Source organism: Streptomyces sp. NPDC051211, assembly GCF_040689505.1.
In the GTDB taxonomy this organism is placed as follows: Bacteria; Actinomycetota; Actinomycetes; order Streptomycetales; family Streptomycetaceae; genus Streptomyces.
Genome location: NZ_JBFBAV010000026.1, coordinates 28,386 through 54,587, shown reverse-complemented (window position 1 = coordinate 54,587; position 26,202 = coordinate 28,386). Strand labels below are relative to the sequence as shown.

The following is a 26,202-nucleotide window of genomic DNA, read 5'->3' as shown; positions in this document are numbered from 1 at the left end:
CAGCCGTACAGCCGTACAGCCGTAGAGCCGTAGAGCGGTCAGGCCAGCAGCGCCGGGATCGTCGCCTCGTGGGCCTCGCGGAGCTCGGCCAGCGGCAGGGTGAACTCGCCCTGCAGCTCGATCTCCTCGCCGTCCACCACGCCGATCCGGGTGGCCGGCAGGCCGCGCGCCCCGCACATGTCGGTGAAGCGGAGCTCCTCGCTGCGCGGGACGGCCACCACGGCCCGGCCCGCGGACTCGGAGAACAGGAAGGTGAACGCGTCCAGACCGTCCGGGACGACCAGCCGCGCGCCCTGCCCGCCGCGCAGGCAGGACTCCACGACCGCCTGGATCAGGCCGCCGTCGCTGAGGTCGTGCGCCGCGTCGACCATGCCGTCGCGGGAGGCCGAGATCAGGATCTCGGCGAGCAGCTTCTCCCGGCCCAGGTCCACCTTCGGCGGCAGGCCGCCCAGGTGGTCGTGGACGACCTCGGACCAGGCCGAACCGCCGAACTCCTCGGCCGTGTCGCCGAGCAGGTACAGCAGCTGGCCGGCCTCCTTGAAGGCCATCGGCGTCCGGCGGTTGACGTCGTCGATCACGCCGAGGACCGCCACCACCGGGGTGGGGTGGATGGCCGTGTCGCCGGTCTGGTTGTACAGGGAGACGTTGCCGCCGGTCACCGGCGTGCCCAGCTCGAGGCAGCCGTCCGCGAGACCGCGGCAGGCCTCGGCGAACTGCCACATGACGCCCGGGTCCTCGGGGGAGCCGAAGTTGAGGCAGTCGGAGATCGCGAGGGGCTTCGCACCGGTCGCGGCGACGTTGCGGTACGCCTCGGCCAGCGCCAGCTGCGCGCCCGTGTAGGGGTCGAGCTTGGCGTACCGGCCGTTGCCGTCGGTCGCCATGGCCACACCGAGGTTGGTCTTCTCGTCGATCCGGACGATGCCGGCGTCCTCGGGCTGGGCCAGCACCGTGTTGCCCTGCACGAAGCGGTCGTACTGGTCGGTGACCCAGGACTTGGAGGCCTGGTTCGGGGAGGCGACCAGCTTCAGCACCTGTGCGCGCAGCTCCTCGGAGGTCTGCGGGCGGGGGAGCCTGTTCGCGTCGTCCGCCTGGAGGGCGTCCTGCCACTCGGGGCGGGCGTACGGGCGGTGGTAGACCGGACCCTCGTGGGCGACGGTGCCCGGGGGCACGTCCACGATCTGCTCGCCGTGCCAGAAGATCTCCAGGCGCTCGCCGTCGGTCACCTCACCGATGACGGTGGCGATGACGTCCCACTTCTCGCAGATCTCCATGAAGCGCCCGACGTGCTGCGGCTCGACGATCGCGCACATGCGCTCCTGCGACTCGCTCATGAGGATTTCCTCGGGCGAGAGGGTCGCGTCGCGCAGCGGGACGGTGTCCAGCTCGACGCGCATGCCGCCGGAACCGGCGGAGGCCAGCTCGCTGGTGGCGCAGGAGAGCCCGGCGCCGCCGAGGTCCTGGATGCCGGCGACCAGCTTCTCCTTGAAGATCTCCAGGGTGCACTCGATGAGGAGCTTCTCCTGGAAGGGGTCGCCGACCTGCACGGCGGGCCGCTTGGTGGGCTTGGAGTCGTCGAAGGTCTCCGAGGCCAGCACGGACACGCCGCCGATGCCGTCGCCGCCCGTGCGGGCGCCGTAGAGGATGACCTTGTTGCCGGGGCCGGAGGCCTTGGCGAGGTGGATGTCCTCGTGCTTCATCACGCCGATGCAGCCGGCGTTGACCAGCGGGTTGCCCTGGTAGCAGGAGTCGAAGACGACCTCGCCGCCGATGTTCGGCAGGCCCAGGCAGTTGCCGTAGCCGCCGATGCCCGCGACCACGCCCGGCAGGACGCGCTTGGTGTCGGGGTGGTCGGCCGCGCCGAAGCGGAGCGGGTCGACGACGGCGACCGGGCGGGCGCCCATGGCGAGGATGTCGCGGACGATGCCGCCGACGCCGGTGGCCGCGCCCTGGTAGGGCTCGATGTACGAGGGGTGGTTGTGCGACTCGACCTTGAAGGTGACCGCGTAGCCCTGGCCCACGTCGACGACGCCGGCGTTCTCGCCGATGCCGACGAGCATGGCCGTGTTCTCGGGGGCCTTCTCGCCGAACTGCTTCAGGTGGACCTTGCTGCTCTTGTAGGAGCAGTGCTCGGACCACATGACGGAGTACATGGCGAGCTCGGCGCCGGTCGGGCGGCGGCCGAGGATCTCCCGGATGCGCGCGTACTCGTCCTCCTTGAGGCCGAGTTCCTTCCAGGGCTGGGAGGCATCCGGCGTCTCGGTGGCGTTCTTGACGGTGTCGAGAGTCATGCGTTGACCAGCTTCTTCAGGACCGACGTGAAGAACGGGAGGCCGTCGGTGCGGCCGGTCCCGATCAGCGGCTCGACCGCGTGCTCGGGGTGCGGCATGAGGCCGACGACGTTGCCCGCGGCGTTGGTGATGCCGGCGATGTCGCGCAGCGAGCCGTTCGGGTTGACGTCCCGGTAGCGGAAGGCCACTCGGCCTTCGCCTTCCAGTTCGTCGAGCACGCGCTCGTCGGCGACGTACCGGCCGTCCATGTTCTTGAGCGGGACGGAGATCTCCTGGCCGGTTTCGTAGTCACCGGTCCAGGCGGTGTCCGCGTTCTCCACCACGAGCTTCTGGTCGCGGCAGATGAAGTGCAGGTGGTTGTTGCGCAGCATCGCGCCCGGCAGCAGGTGGGCCTCGGTGAGGACCTGGAAGCCGTTGCAGATGCCGAGGACGGGCATGCCCGCCTTCGCCTGCTCGATGATCGTCTCCATGACCGGCGAGAAGCGGGAGATGGCCCCGGCGCGCAGGTAGTCGCCGTAGGAGAAGCCGCCGGCGAGGACGACGGCATCGACCTGGTGCAGGTCCTTGTCGCGGTGCCAGAGCGAGACCGGCTCGGCGCCCGCGATGCGGACGGCGCGCAGCGAATCGCGGTCGTCGAGGGTTCCGGGGAACGTGACGACTCCGATGCGAGTGGTCACGACTCGGACTCCACCTTGACGACGAAGTCTTCGATGACGGTGTTGGCGAGGAACGTTTCGGCCATCTTGTGGATGCGGTCGAGAGCGGTCTGGTCGACCGGCCCCTCGACCTCGAGCTCGAAGCGCTTCCCCTGGCGGACGTCCGCGATCCCCTCGAAGCCCAGGCGCGGCAGTGCACGCTGCACCGCCTGGCCCTGGGGGTCGAGGATCTCCGGCTTGAGCATGACGTCGACTACGACGCGTGCCACTGGCACTCCCGATGAGGTGGTTGGTGCGAAGGCGGTTCCCTCAGCGTACCCGGCCGAAATTTCTACGCGGGTAGATATCCCTCTTCGGCCTCGGCGCTTCACCAACGCTTCGCAAAATCCACCGGAAAACCACCGGCCCGGGATTGCGGTGGGACACGCGGAGAGAATTAACTGAGCTTCGCAATGCGCGAGAAATCGCGGTACAAAGGAATCCCCGGGGATTGCCCCGGAAAGCAGCATTGGTACGAAACATCCACACAGTCGACATCACCGCACGTCAGAGGCGGGGGCGTCGCACGAAGGGACCGATATCCGTGGCGCAGCGCGTAGTAGTCACGATCTCCGACGACATCGATGGCGGAGAAGCGGCGGAAACGGTCGTGTTCGGTCTGGACGGGAAGTCGTACGAGATCGACCTCAATCCCGCCAACGCAAAGAAACTGCGTAAGAGCCTGGCGCCTTACGTTGCTGCCGGCCGCCGGAAGGCGCGGTCCGGGAAGGCCTTCAAGCACACCTCGCTCGCCCCGGACCCGGCGGTGGTCCGCGCCTGGGCGCGCTCCAACCAGCTCGACGTGCCGCCGCGGGGGCGCATCCCGAAGAAGGTCTACGAGGCGTACAACGAAGCCCACTGAGCGCCGATTTGCCAACCACCCCATCCGATCCGCTAGTGTGTGGATCACGCCGAGGGGCAAGGCCGCAGGTCAGAACCCCGAAGGTCGTGCGGGTGTAGTTCAGTAGCAGAACATCCCCCTTCCAGGGGGAAGGCGCAGTGTGCGATTCCTGTCACCCGCTCTGTATCTCTTTGCCAACCACTCCGGTGGATCAGGTAGAGTGGTGCTCGCGCCACCGGTGAAAGCCGAGTGGATGCATGCGGACGTGGCTCAGTTGGTAGAGCATCACCTTGCCAAGGTGAGGGTCGCGAGTTCGAATCTCGTCGTCCGCTCAGATGAAGACCCCAGTCGATACGACTGGGGTCTTCTGCGTTTCCCGGATCACTCATGACATTTGTCATCGGTGATCGTGACAGCGCGCACTGCTGTGGCCTTGGATCCGGCCCGACGCTGGATCCATGACCAACACCGACCAGTCCGTGATCGAAGTCGAGGAGCTGCGCCGCAGCTACTCGGGGGGCTTCGAGGCCGTCCGCGGAGTCTCCTTCTCCGTCGCTCCCGGCGAGATCTTCGCCCTGCTCGGCACCAACGGCGCCGGCAAGACCTCCACCGTGGAACTGCTGGAGGGGCTCGCGGCGCCGAGCGCGGGCCGGGTCCGGGTCTTCGGGATGGATCCCTACCGGGAGCGGGCCGAGGTGCGGCCGCGGACCGGGGTGATGCTGCAGGAGGGCGGGTTCCCGTCCGATCTGTCGGTGACCGAGACGGTGCGGATGTGGGCGGGGGTGACCAGCGGGGCCCGGCCCGGAGCCGAGGTGCTGGAGCTGGTGGGGCTGGCCGACCGGTCCTCCGTGCGGGTGAAGCAGCTGTCCGGCGGCGAGCGGCGGCGGCTGGACCTGGCGCTGGCCCTGCTGGGGCGGCCGGAGGTGCTGTTCCTCGACGAGCCGACCACCGGCATGGACCCGGAAGGCCGCCGGGACGCCTGGGAACTGGTCCGGTCCCTGCAGGCCGAGGGCACCACGGTGCTGCTGACCACGCACTACCTGGAGGAGGCGGAGGAGCTGGCGGACCGGCTGGCGATCCTGCACGAGGGGGAGCTGGTGCTGTCCGGCAGCCCCGCCGAGGTGACCGCCACCCGGCCGTCCCGGATCCGGTTCACCCTGCCCGAGGGGGTGGCTCCGGCCCGGCTACCGCTGTCGCTGCACGCGGGTGCCGAGGGCCGGCGGGTGGAGATACGGACCGACCGGCTTCAGACCTCGCTGGCCGAGCTGCTGCGCTGGGCCGAGCAGGAGGGCGTGGAGCTGGCCGGGCTCGACGCCAGGTCCGCCTCGCTGGAGGAGGCCTTCCTGGAGATAGCGCAGAACCGCCGGGCCGCCGGGCGGGGGCCGGCCACGGCCACCGATGCGGCCGGCGGCGCAGTCACCGACGCGGGCGGCACCGGCCGCGACGACCACACCGACCCCACCGACCCCACCGACCCCACCGACCGCAACGACACGATGGCGGGCACCCGATGAACACGCTGACCCTCAACCCCGGCCGGCTCTTCGCACTCGGCCGGTCCGAGCTCACCCTGCTCGTCCGCAACCGGGCCGCGCTGTCCGTGGCCCTGATGATGCCGCTGGTGATGGTCTTCGTCCTCCAGTCCTCGCTCGGCGAGTTCGACCTCGAAGGCGGCACGGCGGCCATCGGCGAGGCGACGCTGACCGGCGGCATAGGGATGGTGCTGCTCCTCGTCGTCTACATGAACCTGGTCTCGGCGTACGTTGCCCGGCGCGAGGAGCTGGTGCTGAAGCGGCTGCGCACGGGCGAGGCCAACGACCTGGAGATCCTGGCCGGCAGCGCCCTGCCGTCGGCCGTGCTGGCCCTGCTCCAGGTGGTGGTGCTGGCGGTGGCGGGCGCGGCCGCCCTGGACGTACGGACCCCGGAGAACCCGCTGCTGCTGGTCGCGGGCGTCCTGGCGGGCATCGTGCTGCTGTCCGGGATGTCCGCGGTGACCAGCGCCTTCACCCGCAACGTGGAGAGCGCGGGCCTCACCACGCTGCCGCTGTTCCTGATCAGTTCCATGGGTTCCGGGCTGTTCGTACCGCTGGAGACCCTGCCCGACAAGCTGGCCTCGGTGTGCGAACTGCTGCCGCTGACCGGCGTGATGACCATGGTGCGGGCCGGCTGGATGGGCACCGGGGAGGGCGGGGACCTGATGACCGCGGCCGTGGTCACGCTGGCCTGGACCGTGATCACCGTGTTTGCTGTGCAGCGGTGGTTCCGCTGGGAACCGCGCCGTTAGATCGATCGGGGGGACGGGGGCCGTGTCGAAACTGACCGGATGGTGGAGCGGCCGCGGCAGCGCGGCCAAGGTGGAGTTGTACACCCGGTGGTCCTTCCACAGCTTCGCGCTGATCGAGGTCACGGCGATAGGGCTGGGCGCGCTGGCGGGCGCCGGGCAGCCCACCCCGGCCGACGCCGTCGCGGGCCTGATGGTCCTCGCCCATGCCGGCCTTTGCGCGTTCGTCTCGTCCAGGGCACTGGACTGGGTACTGGACCGGGCCGAGCGGCCGATGCGGGGGGCCCTGGCGCTGGCCGTGCTGACCGCTGCGGCAGCGGTCTACTTCCTCGTCCTGCACGCGAGCCGGGCCGGGGACGGCCCCAACCCCGCGCCCACCCTGGTGTCGGGCGTGGTCACCTTCGGCCTGGGCACCCTGACCCTGTGCCTGCGCCGGATGCGGCTGATGCTGTACGTCGTACCGGGTGCGGCCCTGGCCGGGGGGCTGGCGGCGTTCGGGGTGGGGCTGCCGCTCCCGGATGCCCTCGGGTACACGATCGGCCTGCTGTTCGGCGGCACCCTGATCGCGTTCACCTGCGGCTTCTCCGCCTGGCTGCTGAAGGCCGTGTGGGAGCTGGACCGGTCGCGGGAGCTGGGGGCGCGGCTGGCGGTGGCCGAGGAGCGGCTGCGGTTCGGCCGGGACCTGCACGACGTGATGGGCCGCAACCTGGCGGTGATCGCGCTGAAGAGCGAGCTGGCGGTCCAGCTGGCGCGGCGCGGGCGGCCGGAGGCGGTGGAGCAGATGGTCGAGGTGCAGCGGATAGCGCAGGAGTCGCAGCGCGAGGTGCGGGACGTGGTGCGGGGCTACCGGGAGGCGGACCTCACGGTGGAACTGGACGGTGCGCGCGGCGTGCTCCAGGCGGCCGGCATCGCCTGCCGGGTGGAGCTGCGGGACCGGCGCGAGCTGCCGGCGCCGGTGCAGTCGGCCCTGGGCTGGGTGGTCCGGGAGGGCACCACGAACGTGCTCCGGCACGGGGACGCGCGGAACTGCGTGATCCGGCTCGCGGCGGACGGGGACGACCTGGCGCTCGTCATCGAGAACGACGGCGCGCCGGGCGAGCCGGCCGGGGCGCCCGGTTCGGGTCTGGCCGGGCTGCGGGAACGGTTGTCCGTGCTGGGGGGAACGCTGGAAGCCGGGACGGTCGCGGGGGGCCGGTTCCGGTTGCGGGCGGTCGTCCCGGCACGGGAACTGCAGGCGGAGATGGCGAAGATTCCTGAACAGGGGGTGCGGGCGTGAGCCCCGTGCGTGTGCTGCTGGCCGATGACGAGCATCTGATCCGGGGGGCGGTCGCCGCGCTGCTGGCGCTGGAGGACGATCTGCTGGTCGTGGCGGAGGCCGCCTCCGGGCCGGAGGCGCTGGCCATGGCCAGGGCGCACCGGCCGGATGTGGCGGTGCTGGACCTGCAGATGCCGGGGGCGGACGGTGTGAGTGTCGCCACATCGCTGCGGGCCGAACTCCCGGACTGCAAGACCATGATCGTGACCAGTCACGGCCGTCCCGGGCATCTGAAGCGGGCCCTGTCCGCGGGGGTTCGGGCCTTCGCTCCGAAGACCGTTTCGGCACAGAAGCTGGCCGAGATCATCCGGACCGTGCACGGCGGAGGGCGTTATGTGGACCCGGAGTTGGCGGCCGACGCGATAAGCGCCGGGGACTCCCCGCTGACCGCGCGGGAGGCCGAGGTGCTGGAACTCGCGGCCGACGGGGCGCCGATCGCGGAGATCGCCGAGCGGGCCGCGCTGTCCCAGGGGACGGTGCGGAACTACCTGTCGGCCGCGGCCGCGAAGCTGGGTGCGGAGAACCGCCATGCGGCAGTGCGTCTCGCACGGGAGCGAGGTTGGGTATAGTGGTTCTCGCGCTACGGCGCATGCGGACGTGGCTCAGTTGGTAGAGCATCACCTTGCCAAGGTGAGGGTCGCGAGTTCGAATCTCGTCGTCCGCTCAGATTCAGAAGGCCCCGGTCATACGACCGGGGCCTTCTGCGTTCCGCAGGGGGTGTCCGCAAAGTAGCGCCGTTGAGGCCCGCGGCGTCTGGCGCCGTGCATCGCAAGGCGGAGGGGCGCCCCTGTACTGGATGTACTCGGGCGCTCCGACAACGCGGCGAGGTGCGGTGCCAGGCGCCGCGGGCCGGGCGGGACTTTGCGGAGACCCCCTAAGACCAGTTCTGGCCGGTGAGGCGCTCGTACGCCTCGATGTACTTGGCCCGGGTCTGCTCGACGATCTCTGCGGGCAGGGCGGGCGGCGGCAGTTCGGCGGTGCGGTCCCAGCCGGAGGCGGGCGAGCTCAGCCAGTCCCGGACGAACTGCTTGTCGTAGGAGGGCTGGGCGCGGCCGGGCTGCCACTGGTCGGCCGGCCAGAAGCGGGAGGAGTCCGGGGTCAGCACCTCGTCCGCGGCGACCAGCGTGCCGGTCTCGTCGAAGCCGAACTCGAACTTGGTGTCGGCGAGGATGATCCCGCGCTCGCGGGCGATGTCCCGGCCCCGGCCGTAGACGGCGAGGGTGGTCTGGCGCAGCAGGGCGGCCGTCTCGGCACCGGTCTGGCGGGCGACCTCCTCGTAGGAGACGTTCTCGTCGTGCTCGCCGACCTCGGCCTTGGCGGCCGGGGTGAAGATAGCCGCGGGCAGCTCGGAGCCGTCCTCCAGCCCCTCGGGGAGGGCGAGTCCGCAGACGGTGCGGGTCTGCCGGTACTCGGCGAGGCCGGAGCCGGTCAGGTAGCCGCGGGCCACGCACTCGACGGGGACCATGTCGAGGTTCTTGCAGACGAGGGTGCGGCCGGCCCAGTCGGCGGGGGCGCCGGCGGGCAGGTCGGTGCCGATGACGTGGTTGGGGACGAGGTCCGCGAGCTGGTCGAACCACCACAGGGAGAGCTGGGTGAGGACGCGGCCCTTGTCCGGGATCTCGGTGGGCAGCACCCAGTCGTAGGCGGAGATGCGGTCGCTGGCGACCATGACGAGGTTGCCGGCCTCGTCCCGGTAGAGGTCGCGGACCTTGCCGGTGTGGAGGTGGATGAGGCCCGGAACCTGAACCGGCTCGGGCTTTTCGACGAATCCGGACACGAGGTCTCCCTGTGGTTCTGTATGAGCACACCGATTCTCGCGTACCGGGCCCCGTGTCTCCGGCAGGGGGTCAGTCGCGCTTGCAGATCCGGTCGAGGAGGTTGGCCGTGGCCTTCTGGATCCGCTCGTCGACATGGCCGGGGCGGTCGAGGGCGGGGGACCAGGCGAAGGTGCCGGAGGCGAAGACCAGGGCGCCGCTGGGTGCCCGGTAGAGGGAGGTCTCCTGGTGGCGGCGGTGGCCCTCGGTGTCCTCGTACGGGGAGTGGGCGAGCAGGATCCGGTCCTGGTGCTCGGGGAGCTGTGTGCGCGGGAAGTAGCGGTCGGCCTCACCCGCGACCAGGCCGTCGAGCTCGTCGTTCTCGACGGCTCCGGTGGAGTCCCACAGCCAGTGGCCGGCGTTGCGGACGATCAGCGGGGCGGGTTCGGGGACGCGGCCGGCGTACTGGATGCCGAGCAGCTGCTGCTCGGGGCGGTCCACCTCGCGCCAGAGGGCGGTGCGGCCGGGACCGCGGCGTTTTCGGCAGGTGAGGAGCCGGTCGGGCACTCCGGAGGGGGAGGGGCTGAGCTCCACCTGCCAGTACATGGTGTTGGCGGAGAGGAAGACCAGTGAGGTGCCGTGGTCGCGGGCGCGTTCGGCGGTGCGGCGCATGGGCACGGACCAGTACTCGTCGTGGCCGGGGAAGACCAGGCCGCGGTAGCGGGCCGGGTCGATCCGGCCGGCGTGCAGGTCCCGGGTGTCGGCGTAGGCGAGGTCGTAGCCGTAGCGTTCCGCCCAGCGGATGAAGTCGTAGGCGTGGCCGACGTGCAGGGGCAGGCCGGCGCCCGCGTAGGGGCGGTCGAAGGAGACGGTGATGGCCGCGTCCTCCTCGCCGAGCAGCCGGCCGTCCTCGTCCCAGGCGTGGTAGAGGCTGGCGCCGGTACGGCCGTCCTCCGGGTAGAGGTTGTAGGCCTGCCAGGTGATGTCCGGGAGCAGCAGCAGGAGATCGGCCGGGTGGTCGTCCCGGACGGTGAAGGGGATGTGGGAGCGGTAGCCGTCGGCGGTGGTGAGGACGGCGACGTACGCGCCGACATTCCAGTAGCTGGGGACCTGGAGCCGCCAGGACAGCCACCAGTGGTGGCAGGAGACGGTGCGGTCGGCGGTGAGCGGGGCGGGCTGGACGATGCCGGAGAGCCGGGGGCTCGAATGGATCTTGGAGGCGCCGTCGCCGCCGTAGTGCCCGATCCGGTAGATGTCGACCGAGAACTCCTGGGGCGGGTCCACGGTGATGTGGAAATCGATGGCCTCGCCGGGGGTGACGGCCCCGGTGGAGGCGAAGCCCTTGATCTGCCGGTGCACGTCGTCGGCGGTCCGGGGGCCGTTGGTGCGGGGGCTGTTGGTGCGAGGGGCGTTGGTGCGGCCGCGGGGCGCCGGGATCTGGCCGGGTCCGGCCGCGGCCGGGTCGACGTACCAGGGGACCACCTGGCCCGTGTCGTCGAAGTACAGCTCGCTGCCGCGGAACCACGGGAGCGGTCCTTGGCCGAAGGGGTCGGTCACCGCATGCGCGAGCGCACCCGATTCCCACCGCCGGATCTGGTCCGCACCCATTCCGCTCCCCTCCCTCGCTCCCCCGTAGATCCATGACTCGGTCTGGCGCGGGTCCTGCCCGCGACCGGTCCCAGCACATCACATAACGCACGCACTCCGTCACCGTTCGTCGTGAATTGACGTGACCGGAATCAACTTCTCCGCTTTACCGGTCGGAGCGGAGACGGGTTTGCCGGTCGGCGAGGGCCCCTTCAGCGGGCGGAGCGGGCCTGTTCAGCGGGGCGGCGAGGCCTGTTCGGCGGTCGGGTCGGGGACGGTGCCGGGCGGAGGCGGGCGGAGCCGGGCGGAGAGCCGGTCCGGCCGGATCAGACCAGCCGGACCGGCTTCTCCGGTCGGATCCCGAGCCCGGCCAGCCAGTCGCGCAGGGGCTCCGGGTCCCCGTCCTCGACCAGCGAGAGCACCCGCGGGGTCAGGTCGGAGCGGCGCTCGCCGCCGACCAGCAGCACCGGGCCGTCGAGCCAGTCCAGGCCCGGGTCGGCCCCGGCGGAGTCCACCGCGGCGCAGCAGACCATCGCCGTGACGTGGTCGGCCAGCAGGTCCCGGCCGGTGCGCGGCGGCTGCAGCGGGAACAGCGGTACGGCATCCGCGCCGCGCGCCTTCGCCGCCTCCGCTCCGGCCGACCGCTCCTCGCGCGCCACGTCCCCGCTGAGCCGTCCGGCCAGGGCTTCCCCGGCCGAGCCGTCCTCGTCGGCGAGGTAGCCGATGACCCGCTCCAGGGTGGGGCCGGCGAGCACGGTCCGGGCCGTCGCCCCGGAGGGCGCCGCGAGGGCGTCGAGGGCGGTGTGCAGCCGGGCCGCCTCGGTGCGCCATTTGCGGTCGACCACTTCCTCCGGGTACGCCGACCAGTCCACCGGGGACCAGTCCGGGCCGGACTCCGACGGACCGCCGTGGAACAGGCGGGCCGCCAGCAGCGAGGCCGCCTCGTCGATCACGCCGGGCCGCTCCAGCAGGTCGCAGGCCGGGCGCTCGCCCAGCCGCGAGGTGAACCCCTCGGCCAGCCGGTCGCGGCGGGACAGCTCGGTCAGCGCCGAGACCACGCCCGCGTCCAGGTGGGCCGGCCAGCGGCCCATCCGCCAGGCGGGCAGCGCGACCCGGGTGAGCAGCCGGTCCCAGCCCGCGTAGGCGAGGCCGACCTGCTCCTGGGCGACGATCCGCAGCCCGTAGTCCACGCCCTGGGCCCGCTCCGAGGCGGCCGCGGCCACCCCGCGCTCCATTTCGGTGGCGTCGGTCCGGCACAGCCGCAGGAGCAGCCTGGCCGGGCGGGCGATCCAGCCGAGCCCGCGCCGGTTGCCCACGTCCACGGCGGCGTCCAGCCCGCGTACGAAGCGCCGGGCATCGGCTATGTCGGGCTGCGCCGAGGGGCCCGTACCGGCGACGACCGGGGCCAGTACGGCCCGCAGTTCGGCCACCCGCATCCACCACAGGAACGGGGACCCGATGACGAGCACCGGGGCTGCCGCGGCGGGGTCGGCGACATCGGGGGATATCCCGCGGCGCCGGTGGGCCGCATGCGTGCGGTCCTCCAGCCAGCTGTCGCAGTCGGGGGTCAGCGCTATCGCGGACGGCGCCGGCACCTCCAGCCGCTCGGCCAGGTCACGCACCAGACGGTAGAGATCGGGGGCGGACGCCTCCGACAGCGGCACCGTGGGCGTCACGGCCGGACTGGCCCGCAGCACCACGGCGGCGAAGATCCCGCCGGCCAGCAGCACCAGCGCGGCGACCGCGCACACGACGAGGGCCACGGCAGGCCAGGGATCCCCGGCCAGCCGGCCCGTCGCCCGGGCCGCCACCAGGACCACCGCGAGGGCGGCGGGCAGCAGCGCCACGGCCAGTGCCCTGCTGCGGACCCGCAGCACGGCAAGGGCCCGGAGACGCGCGGTCAGCGCGCCCACCTCCGTCATCGACTCCATGGTCGAACCGGTTCCGGACACGGCCGGACCTCACCCCCTCTGCCCTGCGGCGGCTTTGCTCACTCCCCCACTGTGACACCCGCCACTGACATCGCAATGCCGGTGGGCCAAGTGCCGGAACGAGCGCCGGAATGCTTGCGCCGCACCCTAGTTGGGGTGTGGGCGGCCGTCAGGCGAAGGGCACATCGATCACCCGATGGAATGGCTTTGGGTAAAGCTGGGTGCGTTCGAAGGCGGCCGGATGCACTCGCACGCGCGGGCCCGGGCGCAGTTCGTGCGCACCGGGCCCGCGTCGTGGGCGCCCTGCCGGTCAGCGGCCCTCGGCCGCCTTGGCGGCAATGTCCGTACGGTGCTGGGAGCCGTCCAGCCGGATCCGGGCCACCGCCTTATACGCCCGCTCGCGGGCCTGCGCCAGATCGGATCCGGTCGCGGTCACGGAGAGGACCCGGCCCCCCGCGCTGACGACGCTGTCGCCCTCCCGGCGGGTGCCGGCGTGCAGCACGTACGCCTCCGGGCCGTCCTCGGCGGCGACCTCGTCCAGCCCCTCGATCGGGTCGCCGGTGCGCGGCGTGCCCGGGTAGTTGTGGGAGGCGATGACCACGGTGACGGCCGCGTCCTCGCGCCATTTCAGCGGCGGTTCGGCGTCCAGGGTGCCGTTGGCCGCGTTCAGCAGGACGCTCGCCAGCGGGGTGCGCAGCCGGGCCAGCACCACCTGGGTCTCCGGGTCGCCGAAGCGCGCGTTGAACTCGATCACCCGGACGCCGCGGGAGGTGATCGCGAGACCGGCGTAGAGCAGTCCGGAGAAGGGGGTGCCGCGGTGGCGCAGCTCGTCGACGGTCGGCTGCAGGACCGTCGCCATGACCTCCTCGACCAGCTTGGGATCGGCCCAGGGCAGCGGGGAGTAGGCGCCCATGCCGCCGGTGTTGGGGCCTTCGTCGCCGTCGAGGGCGCGCTTGAAGTCCTGTGCGGGCTGCAGCGGCAGGACGGTGACGCCGTCGGTGATGGCGAAGAGGGAGACCTCGGGCCCGTCGAGGTACTCCTCGATGACCACGCGGTCGCAGGCGAGGGCGTGCTCGCGGGCGGCGGTCCGGTCGTCGGTGACGACGACGCCCTTGCCGGCGGCGAGGCCGTCGTCCTTGACCACGTACGGAGCACCGAAGGCGTCGAGGGCTGCGTCGATCTCCTCGGCGGTGGTGCAGACGTAGCTGCGGGCGGTCGGCACGCCGGCCGCGGCCATCACGTCCTTGGCGAAGGCCTTGGAGCCCTCCAGCTGCGCGGCCTCGCCGGACGGGCCGAAGACGGGGATGCCGGCGGCGCGGACGGCATCGGCGACCCCGGCGACGAGAGGCGCCTCCGGGCCGACGACGACCAGTCCGACGCCGAGCTCACCGGCCAGGCGCGCGACGGCGCCGCCGTCGAGCGGGTCGACCTCCCGCAGCTCGGCCACATCCGCGATCCCCGCATTACCGGGGGCGCAGTAGAGCGCGCTGACGTCGGGGTCGAGGGACAGAGAGCGGCACAGGGCGTGTTCGCGGGCGCCGCCGCCGATGACGAGGACCTTCACGGGGTGCAGCCTAGCCCGCGCGGCGGTGTGCCCTTCGTGCGGCCACCCAATCCCGGGCCGCTACTCGTTCGTATATTCCTCCACCACCGTGGCTCCGAGCTCGCGCACGATCAGGTCGTGACCGGTGAGCGCGCTCTCGACCAGATCCGGGTCGTCCTCTTCCGGTACGTCGTCCTCGGGCGCTACGGGAGCGGGCGGCGGCGGGGCCGACTGCCGGGGCGCGGGGGCGGCCGATCCTGCCTGACGCGGCTGCTGTGACTGCTGTGACTGCTGTGCCTGGTGCTGTACGGGGGTGGGGGCGGCCGGGGCCGGAGCGGGCGGCGGGGTGTAGGCGGGGGCGGCGGGCGGCGCGTACGAACCGGCGGCCGGCGCGGGGCCGCCACCGCCCACCACGGCGTCGATCTTCCAGTGCACCTGGAACTGCTCGGCCAGCACGGCCTTGAGGACGTCCTCGCTGCCGCTGCTGGAGAAGTTGTCACGGGCCCCCGGGTTGGGGAAGCCGAGCTGGAGCGTGGTCCCGTCGAACCCGCTGACCTGGGCGTTCTGGCTGAGCAGAATCCAGGTGAACCGTCGCCGGTTCTTGACGGCCTCCAGGATGCTCGGCCACATCGCCTGCACCTGCCCGGCGCCGGCGGCCATGCCGGCGCTCGGCGCGGCGGCCTGCGGCGGCGGGGCCGCGGCCGGAGCGGCGGGCTGCGGGGCCTGCGCGCCGGAACCGGGCTGCGCCGCACCCGGCCATGCACCGGGACCCTGCGCGGCCGGACCACCGTTGCCGGCCCCGGCACCCGGCCAGGCGCCGGGGGCGGGGGCGGCCGCCTGGCCACCGGAACCCGGCTGGGCAGCACCGGGCCAGGCCCCCGGCCCCGCCGGGGCGGCAGCGGGCTCCTCCTGGGGCGCCGGGGCCTGAGCGGGAGCAGGCGCGGGCGCCGCGCCCGCACCGGGCCAGGCCCCCGGGGCTGCCCCGGCCTCGGCGGCCACGGGCTGCCCGCCCGGCGCGGCGGCACCGGGCCACGCGCCGGCGGGCTGCACGGGAGGCGCGGGCTGGGCAGGGGCTACGGGCTGAACCGGAACCGGCCCGCCGGCACCGGCACCGGCATCGGCAGCGCCGGCACCCGCACCGGCCCCTACACCCGCATCCGCGGCCGGACCCCGGACCGCCGCGCGGGCGGCCGCCGGCCCGGCACCCGGAGCCACCGGCGCCATCGCATGCGCCTCGGGCCCCGGCACGTAACCCATCGCCGGGCCACCCGTCGGCGGCGCGGCCAGTGCAAGACCGCCCCGCTCCAGCCGGTCCAGCCGGGCCTGGAAGGAACGCTCGTCGTCGAACGCGGCGGGCAGCAGCACCCGAGCGCAGATCAGCTCCAGCTGAAGCCGGGGCGAGGTCGCCCCCCGCATCTCCGTCAGCCCCGTGTTGACCAGGTCGGCCGCCCGCGACAGCTCGGCCGCGCCGAACACCGAGGCCTGGGCCTGCATCCGCTCGACCACATCGGCGGGCGCGTCGATCAGGCCCTTCTCGCCCGCGTCCGGGACCGCCGCGAGGATCACCAGGTCCCGCAGCCGCTCCAGCAGGTCGGCGACGAACCGCCGGGGGTCGTTGCCGCCCTCGACGACCCGGTCGACCACCTCGAAGGCCGCGGCGCCGTCCCCGGCCGCGAACGCGTCCACCACCGAGTCGAGCAGAGAGCCGTCCGTGTACCCGAGGAGCGAGGTCGCCATGGCGTATGTCACACCGGCTTCGGCCGCGCCCGCCAGCAGCTGGTCCATGACCGACATGGAGTCACGCACCGACCCGGCGCCGGCCCGCACCACCAGCGGCAGCACCCCGTCCTCGACGGGGATGCCCTCGCGCCCGCAGACCTCGCCGAGGTACTCCCGCAGGGTCCCCGGCGGGACCAGCCGGAAGGGGTAGTGGTGGGTCCGGGACCGGATCGTCCCGATGACCTTCTCCGGCTCCGTCGTCGCGAAGATGAACTTGAGGTGCTCCGGCGGCTCCTCGACCACCTTCAGCAGGGCGTTGAAGCCCGCCGAGGTGACCATGTGGGCCTCGTCGATGATGTAGATCTTGTAGCGGCTGGACGCGGGCCCGAAGAAGGCCTTCTCACGCAGGTCGCGGGCGTCGTCCACGCCACCGTGCGAGGCGGCGTCGATCTCGATGACATCGATCGAGCCGGGGCCGTTCCTGGCCAGGTCACGGCAGGACTGGCACTCCCCGCAGGGCGTCGGAGTGGGACCTTGCTCACAGTTCAGGCACCGGGCGAGGATCCGCGCGCTGGTCGTCTTCCCGCAGCCGCGCGGCCCACTGAACAGGTACGCGTGATTGACCCGGTTGTTCCGCAGGGCCTGCATCAGCGGTGCAGTGACATGCTCCTGCCCGATGACCTCGGCGAACGACTCGGGGCGATAGCGGCGGTACAGCGCAAGGGACGACACACTTACGAGGTTATCCGGGCCCGCCGACAACGGACGGCCACCAGCCGCCCGGAAACGCAAGCGCCCCCCACGCACCCGCCAGAGCCCACTTACCCTTGCTGCCTTCCGGCCCTGGGGGAGTTGGGTGAGATAGCGCCACGTGAGGGGCTGGCCCCAGCGTAGCGGATGGATGCCCCCGGTATCGAGTCCGCTCCCCACCCCGGGGATCACGTTCGCTAGCACCCCTCAACGTCTTGTATTGTTTGCGGCGGAGGATTCGCCTAGAGGCCTAGGGCGCACGCTTGGAAAGCGTGTTGGGGGCAACCCCTCACGAGTTCGAATCTCGTATCCTCCGCCAGTGCCTCACCGGGCACTTGAAGACCCCGACCGGGAAACCGGCCGGGGTCTTCTGCGTTCTCTGGTCTCAGGTCGAGCTTTGACGGGACCCACGCGTCGACGGCCCGACCGTCTGCGACCTCACCATGGAGCGCGTCGTCCTCACGACCAAGACAGGTAGAAGCCTCTGCCATCGAAAGCCGGTGGTCACGGTGCTCGGCAGCCCCGACACCTTGCGCCCGAACCCCCGCCGACGGCCGAGCCCACGCCGTACTCCGGCACCGTCCGCACCCCGCCGCAAGGCCAGGCCGGCCCCTGAGCCCACCACCCCGTCCGCGCAGGAGTCGAGCCACTCGGTCAGCGTGGATGCCGTTCTGCTCCGCCGTGCCGCTCAGGTGCTGGGCACCGGCGACCACCAGGAAACCGTCATCGCCGCCCCGGGATGACCCCGGCGCGGCAGGCGCCACGGGCCATCGCCGCGTTGCGCCCGTACCGGCGCATCAACTGGGGGCACCGGATGCACGGGCCGACCTCCCACAGGGGACAGCCCGGGGCCGCAGCCGGCGGCGGCCGTCTCTGCCCTGCGCCGGCACTCGGGAGCACGGCCTCGTATCCGCCGGACGTGCGGGGAGAGAGGCGGGCCTGCCCCTCCGATCGGCGGGGTGCAATCCCCCTTCAGGCGTACGAGAGCGGTGCTTCCGGGCTGCCTAGTGTTCCCGTATGGAGCATCTCACCGAATTCCTTATGACACAGAAGATGACCCCGCTGGTCAACCGCTACGCGGTCACGGCGCTGGACGGCGGGGACGTTCTGGCCTTTGGCGAGCAAAAGCGCTTTGCGGTCAGGGAGGAGCTGACCTTCTGGAACGGTGAGGACCGGGCCATGAAGATCGGCGGGTTCAAGGCACGGAAGGCGATCGATTTCGGAGGCATCTACGACGTGGCCGGATCGGACGGAGCGGTCATCGGAACGTTCAGGAAGGACGTCAAGGCGTCTCTCCTACGGTCCACGTGGCACCTGACCCAGGACGACTCGACCGCCGCCGTAGGCAGGGAAAGACGGGTGGGTGTGGCGCTCGCACGGCGCGGATGGGAGCTGCTCGACGCCGTCGTGCCGATCGTCCCCGTGCCGTCGGTGCCCTTCGTGTACCACTTCGACTTCGTACGGGACGGTCAACCCGTCCTGTCGGTCGAACGGAAGTGGGGCCTGCGCGACCGGTACGTCATCCGCGTCCAGGACCCGGAGCTCGACCGGACCCTCGCCCTCTGCATGGCCGCCGGTCTCGACGCCCTGCAGGGGCGGTGACCGACCGCCCCCGACGATCGGCTGTTCCGTTCCCCCCCACCCGGTGGGGCGGAAACGGAAGATCGTCGGGTTATCACGCGCTCGGGACGCCAGTAATTTCATTTCCGGGCCGCCGCCGGAGCGCCTTTCCGGCGCCTCCTGACGGGGCGGTCCATCGTGAAATTGAAAGGTGTACTTCTTCATGAACGAGTTCAACCTCGACGCTCGCGTGACCGTTTCCGCCGACCCGGCCGAGACGTCGCTCTCCCCGGCCGTCAGCGTCGCCTCGCGCGTCGTCATCCGCCAGACCATCAAGCGGACGATCGCGATGTCGGCCGCGTGCGCCGCCGTCCGCACCAACGGCAAGTGCTGACCACACTGCCGATCGCGTCAGACCACGTCTGACCGCCACGGCGGGGTCCTCCGGCGCGAGCCGGGGGACCCCACCCCCCTCCACCGGAGCCTCGTAAAACCCGCCTCATGCACCCAGCCCCCCTCCTCCCGGCCAGCCTCGCCGCGCGGGCAGACGCCGTGGCCTCCCTGATCAGGGAGCGCCTGGACACTCCCGAACGGGCCGACGCGCACGCCGTACGAGCCGCAGGCCAGACCGACATGTCGTTCTGGACCGGCGCTTCCCTCAGCGAGGGGTACGCCGGGCTCGCCCTGCTCCACCTGCACGCTTCGCGCGGCGCGCGGGACGAGACCGATCGGAAGCGGTCACTCGACCGAGCTTTCGCCTTCGTCCGTGCCGCCTTCTCCGCCACTCAGGAGAGTCCCCTCACCCACCCCGGGCTCTTCGACGGGATGGCCGGCCTCGCATTCGTGCTCCAGGACGTCTCCGTCGACGAACAGCGGTTCCTGCCCAGTCTCGCGAGGTTGCATGAGCAGCTTGCCCGGCACACGCTCGCCATGGAACTGCCCCGCCGGTCCGGCGCCGTGGCCGGCCACCACTTCGACCTCGTCTACGGAAGCGCGGGCGTCCTCGCCCAGCTCTGCGCCGCTCCTTCCACGACGCCACTCGTGGAGCAGGCCCTGGAGCGGTGCCTCGACCACCTCGTGTGGGTCGGCAACGAGCGTCGGTGGGCCGTCGGCGGCCGCCTGTGCACCGGCATGTCCCACGGTGCCGCCGGTATCGCCGCAGCCCTCGCCGCGGCTTGGCGCCACGGCCATCGGCTGCCGGGGCAGCGGCTCGTCCTCGACCGGTTGGTCGAGTGGCTGCTGTGGGCCGGCACCGCGGAAGGACGCCGGCTCCAGTGGCCGAAGGAGCTTCCGTCGGACTCGCGCGTGGCACCGGGGGTGTTGCCGTCGCGCTGCTGGCCGTGGCCACCGCGACAGGCGACGAGGCCCTGAAGGCGCAGGCGTTCTCCGCCCTGGACGGGCTGCTCGACCGGGTCGCCGCCGGGGACGCACCCCGCTCGCCCACCGTGTGCCACGGGCTGGCAGGACTCGTCGCGCTCGCCCAGGAGTTCGCCGCCCACGGCAGCCCCGGGGCGGCCCGCGCCGTGCCCCGGCTCGTGGAGGACCTGCTCGACACCGCCGACCCGGACCGACCACTCGTCTACCGGGACCACGAGACCACCGGCCAGCTGGTCGACAACCCCGGCCTCCTCACCGGCGCGGCCGGCGTCGCCCTCACCCTGCGCGCCGTCGCCACCGGTGAGCGGCCCAGCTGGTGGGAGGTGCTCTTCCTCCAGTGACCGACAAGGACCCCACAGCTCTCATGCCGCGGTACGACGCCCTCGACTTCCACCTCCTGCGCGCACCGGCCCTGCCCGTCGACGTCTGGCGCGACGCGCTCGCCGACCCTGATCCCGCCCGCACCCACACCCGGCTCGTCGCAATGGCCGACGACCCGCGCGTACGGCACGGGCTCGTCGCGGCCGGCAGCGGGCTGCTCGACGGACTCGCGAAGACCGACGGCATGAACGCCGGGGTCAAGGACGCGCGGCGGGTCCGATCCAGCGCCCTGCGCTACCTCACCCGCATGAGCACCCGCCCCACCCCCTTCGGAGCCTTCTCCGGCGTCGCCGTCGGCACGTTCGGCGACACCACCACGACCCGTCTCGGCGACACCGCCGTTGCCTTCGCCCGCGTCCGGACCGACATGGGGTGGCTGCTCGCCCTCGTCCAACGGCTGGAAGGGGAACAGGAGGTACTCGAACAGCTCGACGTGGCCATGAACGCCCTCGCGTACCAGGTGGGCGACCGCCTCGTCCTGCCTTCGTGCGACGTACACGGCAACTTCGACCGGCGGTCCGTCCGCGTACGGCACACCGCCGCGCTCGGCCACATCCAACGCCTCGCACCGGTCGGCTCTCCCGTCCCCTTCGCCGTGCTCGTGGACGAACTCACCGAGCGGTTCGCAGAGGTCGGCCCGGAGCGGATCTCCGCGTTCGTCACCGAGCTGGTCGGCCTCGGGCTGCTCGTCACGGACCTGCGCCCGCCCGTGTCCCAGCCCCGCCCCGAGACGTACGTCCTGGACAGGCTCACCGCGGCCGGGGTGGAACACCCGTCGGTCGCCGCCCTGCGCGAGATCGTCGAGCTGACGGCACAGGCCGGCCACGACGACACCGGCACGCTGGAGAAGCTGCGCCTGGCCCAGCGCGATCTGGTTCCCGGCCACCGGCACCAGCCCTTCCAGGTCGACTCCGCGCTCGGGCTCACCGAGACCGTGCTCAACCGCCGGGTCGCCGACGAGGTCGCCGACGCGGTCGGCTGCCTTGCACGGCTGAGCCAGGCCGCGCCCGGCGGGTACGACCACCTCTCCGCGTACCACCATGCGTTCATGGAGCGGTACGGCACGGACGCGCTCGTCCCGGTCCTCGAACTTCTCAGCCCCGAGCGCGGCCTCGACGCGCCCAACGGCTACTTCAATCCGCCCCGCGCGATGGTCATGAACCAGCCCGGCAGCGAGGGCGTCCCGCACACCGAGCGGGCCCTGGTCGCGCTCGCCGCCGATGCGTGGCGGCGCGGCCTCGAGGAGGTCGAGCTGAGCGACGAGGTGCTGGCGCGGCTCCTGCCCCCCGGTGACACCGGGGGCACGCGGCGCGTCTGCCCCGGCATCGACGCGTACGTACAGATCGCCGCCGACAGCGCCCAGGCCATCGACGACGGGAACTGGCGTGCAGTCCTCAACCACGACGGCCTCGGCGAGGGCGGTCGTACCTTCGGCCGGTTCTTCCACGTCCTCGACCCCTCCGTGACGGAACGCCTCCGTGACTACGCCCGCGCCCGCGAGGCACTGGAACCGGACGTCGCCGTCGCCGAGCTGGCCTACCTGCCCGGCAACGGGCGCGGTGCCAACGTGGCGATCCGGCCCACCGTCCACGACTACGAGATAGCCGTCAACGTCGCCCCGTCGGTCCCTGCGGACCAGGTCATCGACCTCGCCGACATCCTCGTCGGCGCCACCGACGACGCCCTTCGGCTCTTCTCGGCGCGCCTGGGCCGCGAGCTCGTCGTCGTCCAGAACCACATGCTCACTCCGCTCGGCGCGCCCAACGTGTGCCGGTTCCTGCTGGAGGTGTCGCGGGCCCGGTACGCGGTGCCGGCCGTGTTCGGCTGGGGCCCCGTCGAGGGCGCTCCCCAGCTGCCCCGCGTGACCCGCGGCCGCGTCGTCGTGCGTGCCGCCGAGTGGAGCCTCTACCCGGCCGGGGCCGAGGCGCCCGCCGGCGCCGGCCCCGTGCCCGTACCGCGCACCCCGGCCGACGTCGCCGACTGGCGCGGCACGTGGGGCGTCCCGCGCCACGTCTACCTGGCCGACGACGACAACCGGCTGATCCTGGACCTCGACCACCCGGTCTGTGTCGACGAGCTCCTGGCCGTGCTGCGCACCGCCACCGAGCGCGTCACGCTGCAGGAGGCCCTGCCCGGCCCGGACCGGCTCTGGCTGCGTGACGCGGCGGGACGCGGGCACCTGTCGGAGGTCGTCGTCCCGCTCATCGCCTCCCCCGCCGCCGCGCCGGCCCGCGAGGCCGCCGAGCCGCACGTACGGCGCAAGGCCGCCCCCGCAGCGCACCCCGCCCACCTTCCCGGCTCCGACTGGACGTACCTCAAGCTCTACGCCGCCCGCGACGTCCACGACGAGCTGGCCGCCGTCGAGCTCCCCGGCCTGCTGGAACGGATCCGGGAGACCGGCGCCGCACCCGACCGATGGTTCTACCTCCGGTACGCCGACCCCGACCCGCACCTGCGGATCAGGGTCCGTGCCGCCGCGCCCGCGCTGGAACCGATCCTGGGATGGGGGCGCGACCTCGTCCACCGCGGTCTGGCCGAGCGCACCGAACTCGCCACGTACCACCCCGAGATCAGCCGCTACGGCGGCCCCTCCGTGTACGACGACATCGAGGAGCTCTTCGCGGCGAACAGCGCCGTCTCCGCCGCGCTGCTGCGCATCCTGTGGGACAGGGCGCCCGGGCTCACGCCGGAAGCCGTCACCGTCGCCGCCGTCGACAGGCTGTACGCACAGTGGGGGCTCGGCATCCGCGAGCGGCTGGACGCCATGCCCCGGCCGGCCGACGACAAGGAGGCCCGTGAGCGGTACCGCAAGGACCGCGACTACCTGTGCGAACTGCTCGAACCGTGGGACCGCCGCCCGCACCCCCTCGGCCGCGCGCACCACGACCTGCTGACAGTCGTCCTGGACCAGCAGGCCGACGCCGTACGCCGCGCCGCGCGTGCCGTCGCCGACGCCGAGACGGCCGGAACGCTGTGGGGCACCCGAGACGGCATCCTGGCGAGCCTTGCCCACATGCAGGTCAACCGGCTGCTGCCGATCGACCGGCCCGCCGAGAACCGCTGCTACCTCGTGTGGGGCCACGTACTCAGCTGTCTGCGGGGGAGGCCCCGTGACCACTGACGAATCCGTGGCCGGGGCCGTGCCGGAGGAACACCGGCGGCTCTCCCGCGACATGCGCTACTGGTGGCTCGTCCTGCGCACCTTCTGGGGACTCAGCTCCTTGCGGGTCACCGCGCTCGCCCTGGCGACGTTCCTCACCGCCGCCGTACCGGCCGCCGGGGTCTGGCTGACGGCCGAAGCCGTGCAGGCCGTCGCCGACGCGGTCGACGGCGTGCCGGGAGCCATGGACCGGCTCACCCGCTCCGCGGCCGCGCTGGTGGCGGTGGCGGTGGCGGAACACATCCTGTCGTCCCTCGCCCAGTACCTGAACGCGCTCCTCCACCTGGAGTTCTCGGCCAAGATCGGCGAGCAGGTGATGGTCAAGGGCACCCGTATGGACCTCAGTGCGTACGAGGATCCCGAATCGTACGACCGGCTGCAGCGGGCCGTGCGGGAGAGCGGCGGAGGAACGGCCTTCGAGGTGTTCGAGGAGATGCTGCGCACGCTCACCTCGCTGGCCTCGCTGGTGATGGTCAGCTCGGTGCTGTTCTCCTGGAACACCTGGCTCGCGACCGCCATCGTGCTGGCCCCGCTGCCGGCCCTCGTGGCACACATCGTGTTCAGCAAGCAGGGCTACGCCATCGAGTACCACCGCGCCCAGGACCGCCGGCGTGCCTTCTACTACCAGGACCTGACGACGACGGACTCCTCCTACAAGGAGGTGAAGCTGTACGGGCTCGGCCCCTACTTCGTCGACCGCTACCGCGCCCTCGTGCGGGAGTTCTTCCACACCGACCGCCTCCTGGCACGCCGCCGGCACAGCTGGTCGGCGGTGCTCGGCCTGGTCAGCGTCGTGTGCTCGGCCGGAACGCTGGTGTTCGCGCTCAAATCGACCGCTTCGACCGGGCGGCTCGGCGAGCTGGCCGGCTACCTCCAGGCGCTGGGCGCGGTACACGTCGCGGCGACCGGACTCCTGATAGGTGTCGCGACGCTCTACCAGAACACGCTGTTCACGGGGAACCTCTTCGACTACCTGTCGCTGCCCGAGGGCCGCATCACCGGCGGCACCCGTCCGTTCCCGTCGCGGCTCGCGCACGGCATCGAGTTCCAGGACGTCACCTTCCAGTACCCCGGAACCGAGATCACCGCCCTCGACCGCTTCAGCTGCTTCATCCCCGCCAACACCTGCTGCGCGATCGTCGGCGCGAACGGCGCGGGCAAGAGCACCGTGGTCAAGCTCCTCTCCCGCCTCTACGAGCCGACGAGCGGCCGCATCCTCATCGACGGCGTGCCGATCGAGGAGTACGACACCACGGACCTCCAGCGGAACATCGGCGTCGTCTTCCAGGACTTCGTCCGCTACGAGATGCCCGTCCGGCACAACATCGGCTTCGGGCGCGTCGAGGAACTCGACGACACCGACCGCGTCCGCTCGGCCGCCGCGTCCAGCGGCGCCGCCGAGTTCGTCGAGCAGCTCGACCACACGTACGACACCGTGCTCGGACGACACTTCGAGGGCGGTCACCAGCTGTCCGGCGGGCAGTGGCAGAAGATCGCCCTGGCCCGTGCCTTCCTGCGGGACGCGCCGATCGCGATCCTCGACGAACCGACCGCCGCGATCGACCCGGAGGCGGAGGCGGACATCTTCGGCCGGCTGCGCGCCATCTGCACCCAGGCCACGTCCCTGGTCGTCTCCCACCGGTTCTCGACCGTCCGCATCGCCGACAAGATCCTGGTGGTGGAAGGGGGTTCGCTCATCGAAGAGGGGACCCACGAGGAACTGATGGCGCTCGGCGGCACGTACGCCTACCTGTTCCGCCTCCAGGCCGACGCCTATCTCCGGGAGGACGCCGCATGACGACCGCCGACACGGAAGCACCCACGGCCCGGCCCCCTCGACTGTCCCTCATGTACCCGCTCATGGCCTACGACCTGGACCACATCGCCGCCTTCGGCGAAGCCGTCCAGGACCTCTGCCTGGAACGTCTGTACATGGGCCAGTCGGTGCTCGTCGACACCCATCAGGCGTTCGCCCACCTCGCCGGGCGCGGCATCCGGGTGCCGGTCGGGACGAGCGTCGCCGTCACCCCGCTGCGCCACCCGCTGGACGCGGCCGTGCAGGCCAGATCGCTCGCTCTGCTGACCGGCACCGGGGTGGTGGCCGGGTTCGGCACCGGGGACCCGCAGTTCGTGTCCGCGCTGCGCGGCGAGCCGTACGAGAGCCCCCGCACGGCCGTCGCCGAGTACCTGACCGTCATGCGGAGCCTGCTGGACGGGGACGCCGTGGACTTCCACGGGCGGTACGTGCGGCTCGGCGAAGGGCTCCAGCACGTGCCGCATCCGCCCGTGGCCCTGGGCGTCGGCGTACTGCGCCAGCGCATGGCGTACACAGCGGGCCAGGTCGCCGACGTGGCCATCACGCTGCTGACACCGGCCTCCCACCTGGAGGAGCAGATCGTGCCCGCCCTCGCGCAGGGTGCCGCCTCGCGGGACCGGGCGGCGCCACGCGTGACGTCGATAGTGCCGTGTGCGGTGCGCAGGCCCGGCCGGGATCCGCGGAAGCTGGCGTTCGCGGCGCATGAACTGCACCTGAGCGGCGAGCAGTACGCGGCGATGCTCCGGTCTGCGGGGCTGGACGTGGATGCCGCCGACCCGTGGGCCGGCGCGTGTGCGCTGGTCGACCGGGGCGTCTTCGCCTACGGCACACCGGAGGAGGTGGCGGACCGGCTCGCCCGTTACGGTGAGGCGGGGGCGACCGAGATCGCGCTGAGTTGTGCGGGGGTGCTGTTGACCGAGGGGCCCGAAGCGGCACTGGCCGACGTACGGGATATCACCGAGGCGATGCGGGACCGGGCCGCGGTCGGCGTCCGATGACCTTCCCCCGATTTACGAGCCGTCCGAACGGAGGAGCGAGCGAGTGCTGTTGCTGGAGTTTGCGGTGTATTCCTTGATGGACCTTGTGCTGTGGATAGGGGGTAAGGCTCTGGACCGGTCCCGGTCGGCGCGCCGAATCGCAGCGTTCGGGCGTGGTGAGTCGGTTACTCTGCGCTGCCGTTATCGAATGGGCCCGCAGGCCCCGG

The 26,202-nt window shown here is 72.1% G+C and carries 20 protein-coding genes, 4 tRNA genes and 1 other RNA gene; 16 read left to right on the top strand and 9 right to left on the bottom strand.

Annotation, left to right across the window (positions count from 1 at the left end; all coding sequences use genetic code 11):
* Window positions 1–38: 38 nt before the first annotated feature.
* From purL to purS, 3 genes are read right to left on the bottom strand one after another with little or no spacing between them, the layout of a single operon-like run.
* Window positions 39–2,288 carry a phosphoribosylformylglycinamidine synthase subunit PurL gene (gene purL, locus AB0447_RS23770; RefSeq protein ID WP_366478732.1) on the bottom strand — a complete coding sequence of 750 codons (2,250 nt, stop codon included), beginning with the start codon at window positions 2,286–2,288 and terminating at the stop codon, window positions 39–41.
* A complete protein-coding gene (purQ, locus tag AB0447_RS23765; protein WP_366478731.1) occupies window positions 2,285–2,965 on the bottom strand; it encodes a phosphoribosylformylglycinamidine synthase subunit PurQ in 681 nt (226 codons plus the stop codon). The genes purL and purQ overlap by 4 nt, the downstream gene beginning before the upstream one ends.
* Window positions 2,962–3,213 (bottom strand): phosphoribosylformylglycinamidine synthase subunit PurS, encoded by a 252-nt coding sequence (purS, locus tag AB0447_RS23760; RefSeq protein ID WP_366478730.1) that lies wholly within the window; start codon window positions 3,211–3,213, stop codon window positions 2,962–2,964. Before purS ends, purQ begins: the two co-directional genes overlap by 4 nt.
* Window positions 3,214–3,527: 314 nt before the next feature.
* Between purS and AB0447_RS23755 the strand changes: the two genes are divergently transcribed.
* The 8 genes from AB0447_RS23755 (at window position 3,528) to AB0447_RS23720 (ending at window position 8,084) form a co-directional block, all read left to right on the top strand.
* Window positions 3,528–3,845 carry an Lsr2 family protein gene (locus AB0447_RS23755; protein WP_366478729.1) on the top strand — a complete coding sequence of 106 codons (318 nt, stop codon included), beginning with the start codon at window positions 3,528–3,530 and terminating at the stop codon, window positions 3,843–3,845.
* 88 nt (window positions 3,846–3,933) lie between these two features.
* Window positions 3,934–4,005 (top strand) — tRNA-Gly (locus AB0447_RS23750).
* Window positions 4,006–4,083: 78 nt separating this feature from the next.
* Window positions 4,084–4,156, top strand: a tRNA-Gly gene (locus AB0447_RS23745).
* 126 nt (window positions 4,157–4,282) lie between these two features.
* Window positions 4,283–5,338, top strand: coding sequence for an ABC transporter ATP-binding protein (locus tag AB0447_RS23740; protein WP_366478728.1), 1,056 nt, complete (start codon window positions 4,283–4,285; stop codon window positions 5,336–5,338).
* Window positions 5,335–6,108, top strand: coding sequence for an ABC transporter permease (locus AB0447_RS23735; RefSeq protein ID WP_366478727.1), 774 nt, complete (start codon window positions 5,335–5,337; stop codon window positions 6,106–6,108). The genes AB0447_RS23740 and AB0447_RS23735 overlap by 4 nt, the downstream gene beginning before the upstream one ends.
* A gap of 22 nt (window positions 6,109–6,130) precedes the next feature.
* On the top strand, window positions 6,131–7,381 hold the full coding sequence (locus AB0447_RS23730) for a histidine kinase (protein WP_366478726.1): 1,251 nt from the start codon (window positions 6,131–6,133) through the stop codon (window positions 7,379–7,381).
* Complete coding sequence (locus tag AB0447_RS23725) at window positions 7,378–7,989, top strand: response regulator transcription factor (RefSeq protein WP_366478725.1); 612 nt, start codon at window positions 7,378–7,380, stop codon at window positions 7,987–7,989. Before AB0447_RS23730 ends, AB0447_RS23725 begins: the two co-directional genes overlap by 4 nt.
* Window positions 7,990–8,011: 22 nt before the next feature.
* Window positions 8,012–8,084: transfer RNA gene (locus AB0447_RS23720), tRNA-Gly, on the top strand.
* 210 nt (window positions 8,085–8,294) lie between these two features.
* Here AB0447_RS23720 and AB0447_RS23715 read toward each other — a convergent pair.
* The 6 genes from AB0447_RS23715 to ffs all read right to left on the bottom strand — a co-directional run bounded on the left by AB0447_RS23715 (window position 8,295) and on the right by ffs (window position 16,838).
* Window positions 8,295–9,197, bottom strand: coding sequence for a phosphoribosylaminoimidazolesuccinocarboxamide synthase (locus AB0447_RS23715; protein ID WP_366478724.1), 903 nt, complete (start codon window positions 9,195–9,197; stop codon window positions 8,295–8,297).
* A gap of 70 nt (window positions 9,198–9,267) precedes the next feature.
* Window positions 9,268–10,782 carry a N,N-dimethylformamidase beta subunit family domain-containing protein gene (locus AB0447_RS23710; protein WP_366478723.1) on the bottom strand — a complete coding sequence of 505 codons (1,515 nt, stop codon included), beginning with the start codon at window positions 10,780–10,782 and terminating at the stop codon, window positions 9,268–9,270.
* A gap of 305 nt (window positions 10,783–11,087) precedes the next feature.
* A complete protein-coding gene (locus AB0447_RS23705) occupies window positions 11,088–12,683 on the bottom strand; it encodes a hypothetical protein (protein ID WP_366478722.1) in 1,596 nt (531 codons plus the stop codon).
* Between the two features lie 319 nt (window positions 12,684–13,002).
* On the bottom strand, window positions 13,003–14,256 hold the full coding sequence (gene purD / locus AB0447_RS23700; RefSeq protein ID WP_366478721.1) for a phosphoribosylamine--glycine ligase: 1,254 nt from the start codon (window positions 14,254–14,256) through the stop codon (window positions 13,003–13,005).
* Window positions 14,257–14,316: 60 nt separating this feature from the next.
* The gene (locus AB0447_RS23695) at window positions 14,317–16,686 is read right to left on the bottom strand and encodes a DNA polymerase III subunit gamma and tau (RefSeq protein WP_366478720.1); all 2,370 of its coding nucleotides are present in this window, start codon (window positions 16,684–16,686) and stop codon (window positions 14,317–14,319) included.
* Window positions 16,687–16,739: 53 nt separating this feature from the next.
* An RNA gene (gene ffs, locus AB0447_RS23690) (signal recognition particle sRNA small type) lies at window positions 16,740–16,838 on the bottom strand.
* Window positions 16,839–16,935: 97 nt separating this feature from the next.
* Between ffs and AB0447_RS23685 the strand changes: the two genes are divergently transcribed.
* The 8 genes from AB0447_RS23685 to AB0447_RS23650 all read left to right on the top strand — a co-directional run bounded on the left by AB0447_RS23685 (window position 16,936) and on the right by AB0447_RS23650 (window position 25,996).
* Window positions 16,936–17,023, top strand: a tRNA-Ser gene (locus AB0447_RS23685).
* Between the two features lie 698 nt (window positions 17,024–17,721).
* Window positions 17,722–18,306 (top strand): hypothetical protein, encoded by a 585-nt coding sequence (locus tag AB0447_RS23680; RefSeq protein ID WP_366478719.1) that lies wholly within the window; start codon window positions 17,722–17,724, stop codon window positions 18,304–18,306.
* A gap of 181 nt (window positions 18,307–18,487) precedes the next feature.
* The gene (locus tag AB0447_RS23675) at window positions 18,488–18,658 is read left to right on the top strand and encodes a hypothetical protein (RefSeq protein ID WP_366478718.1); all 171 of its coding nucleotides are present in this window, start codon (window positions 18,488–18,490) and stop codon (window positions 18,656–18,658) included.
* Window positions 18,659–18,765: 107 nt separating this feature from the next.
* Window positions 18,766–19,635 carry a lanthionine synthetase LanC family protein gene (locus tag AB0447_RS23670; protein ID WP_366478717.1) on the top strand — a complete coding sequence of 290 codons (870 nt, stop codon included), beginning with the start codon at window positions 18,766–18,768 and terminating at the stop codon, window positions 19,633–19,635.
* Window positions 19,605–19,982, top strand: a complete 378-nt coding sequence (locus AB0447_RS23665; RefSeq protein WP_366478716.1) for a lanthionine synthetase LanC family protein — start codon at window positions 19,605–19,607, stop codon at window positions 19,980–19,982. Before AB0447_RS23670 ends, AB0447_RS23665 begins: the two co-directional genes overlap by 31 nt.
* Window positions 19,979–23,143, top strand: a complete 3,165-nt coding sequence (locus AB0447_RS23660; RefSeq protein ID WP_366478715.1) for a lantibiotic dehydratase — start codon at window positions 19,979–19,981, stop codon at window positions 23,141–23,143. The genes AB0447_RS23665 and AB0447_RS23660 overlap by 4 nt, the downstream gene beginning before the upstream one ends.
* Window positions 23,133–24,980 carry an ABC transporter ATP-binding protein gene (locus AB0447_RS23655; RefSeq protein WP_366478714.1) on the top strand — a complete coding sequence of 616 codons (1,848 nt, stop codon included), beginning with the start codon at window positions 23,133–23,135 and terminating at the stop codon, window positions 24,978–24,980. Before AB0447_RS23660 ends, AB0447_RS23655 begins: the two co-directional genes overlap by 11 nt.
* Window positions 24,977–25,996 carry an LLM class flavin-dependent oxidoreductase gene (locus AB0447_RS23650; RefSeq protein WP_366478713.1) on the top strand — a complete coding sequence of 340 codons (1,020 nt, stop codon included), beginning with the start codon at window positions 24,977–24,979 and terminating at the stop codon, window positions 25,994–25,996. Before AB0447_RS23655 ends, AB0447_RS23650 begins: the two co-directional genes overlap by 4 nt.
* Window positions 25,997–26,202: the final 206 nt, after the last annotated feature.

Coding starts and splice junctions, on each gene's coding strand:
- AB0447_RS23680 (WP_366478719.1), top strand. CDS start 17,722: ATGGAGCATCTCACCGAATTCCTTATGACACAGAAGATGACCCCGCTG.
- purL (WP_366478732.1), bottom strand. CDS start 2,288: ATGACTCTCGACACCGTCAAGAACGCCACCGAGACGCCGGATGCCTCC.
- AB0447_RS23740 (WP_366478728.1), top strand. CDS start 4,283: ATGACCAACACCGACCAGTCCGTGATCGAAGTCGAGGAGCTGCGCCGC.
- AB0447_RS23675 (WP_366478718.1), top strand. CDS start 18,488: ATGAACGAGTTCAACCTCGACGCTCGCGTGACCGTTTCCGCCGACCCG.
- AB0447_RS23650 (WP_366478713.1), top strand. CDS start 24,977: ATGACGACCGCCGACACGGAAGCACCCACGGCCCGGCCCCCTCGACTG.
- AB0447_RS23670 (WP_366478717.1), top strand. CDS start 18,766: ATGCACCCAGCCCCCCTCCTCCCGGCCAGCCTCGCCGCGCGGGCAGAC.
- AB0447_RS23705 (WP_366478722.1), bottom strand. CDS start 12,683: ATGACGGAGGTGGGCGCGCTGACCGCGCGTCTCCGGGCCCTTGCCGTG.
- AB0447_RS23735 (WP_366478727.1), top strand. CDS start 5,335: ATGAACACGCTGACCCTCAACCCCGGCCGGCTCTTCGCACTCGGCCGG.
- AB0447_RS23710 (WP_366478723.1), bottom strand. CDS start 10,782: ATGGGTGCGGACCAGATCCGGCGGTGGGAATCGGGTGCGCTCGCGCAT.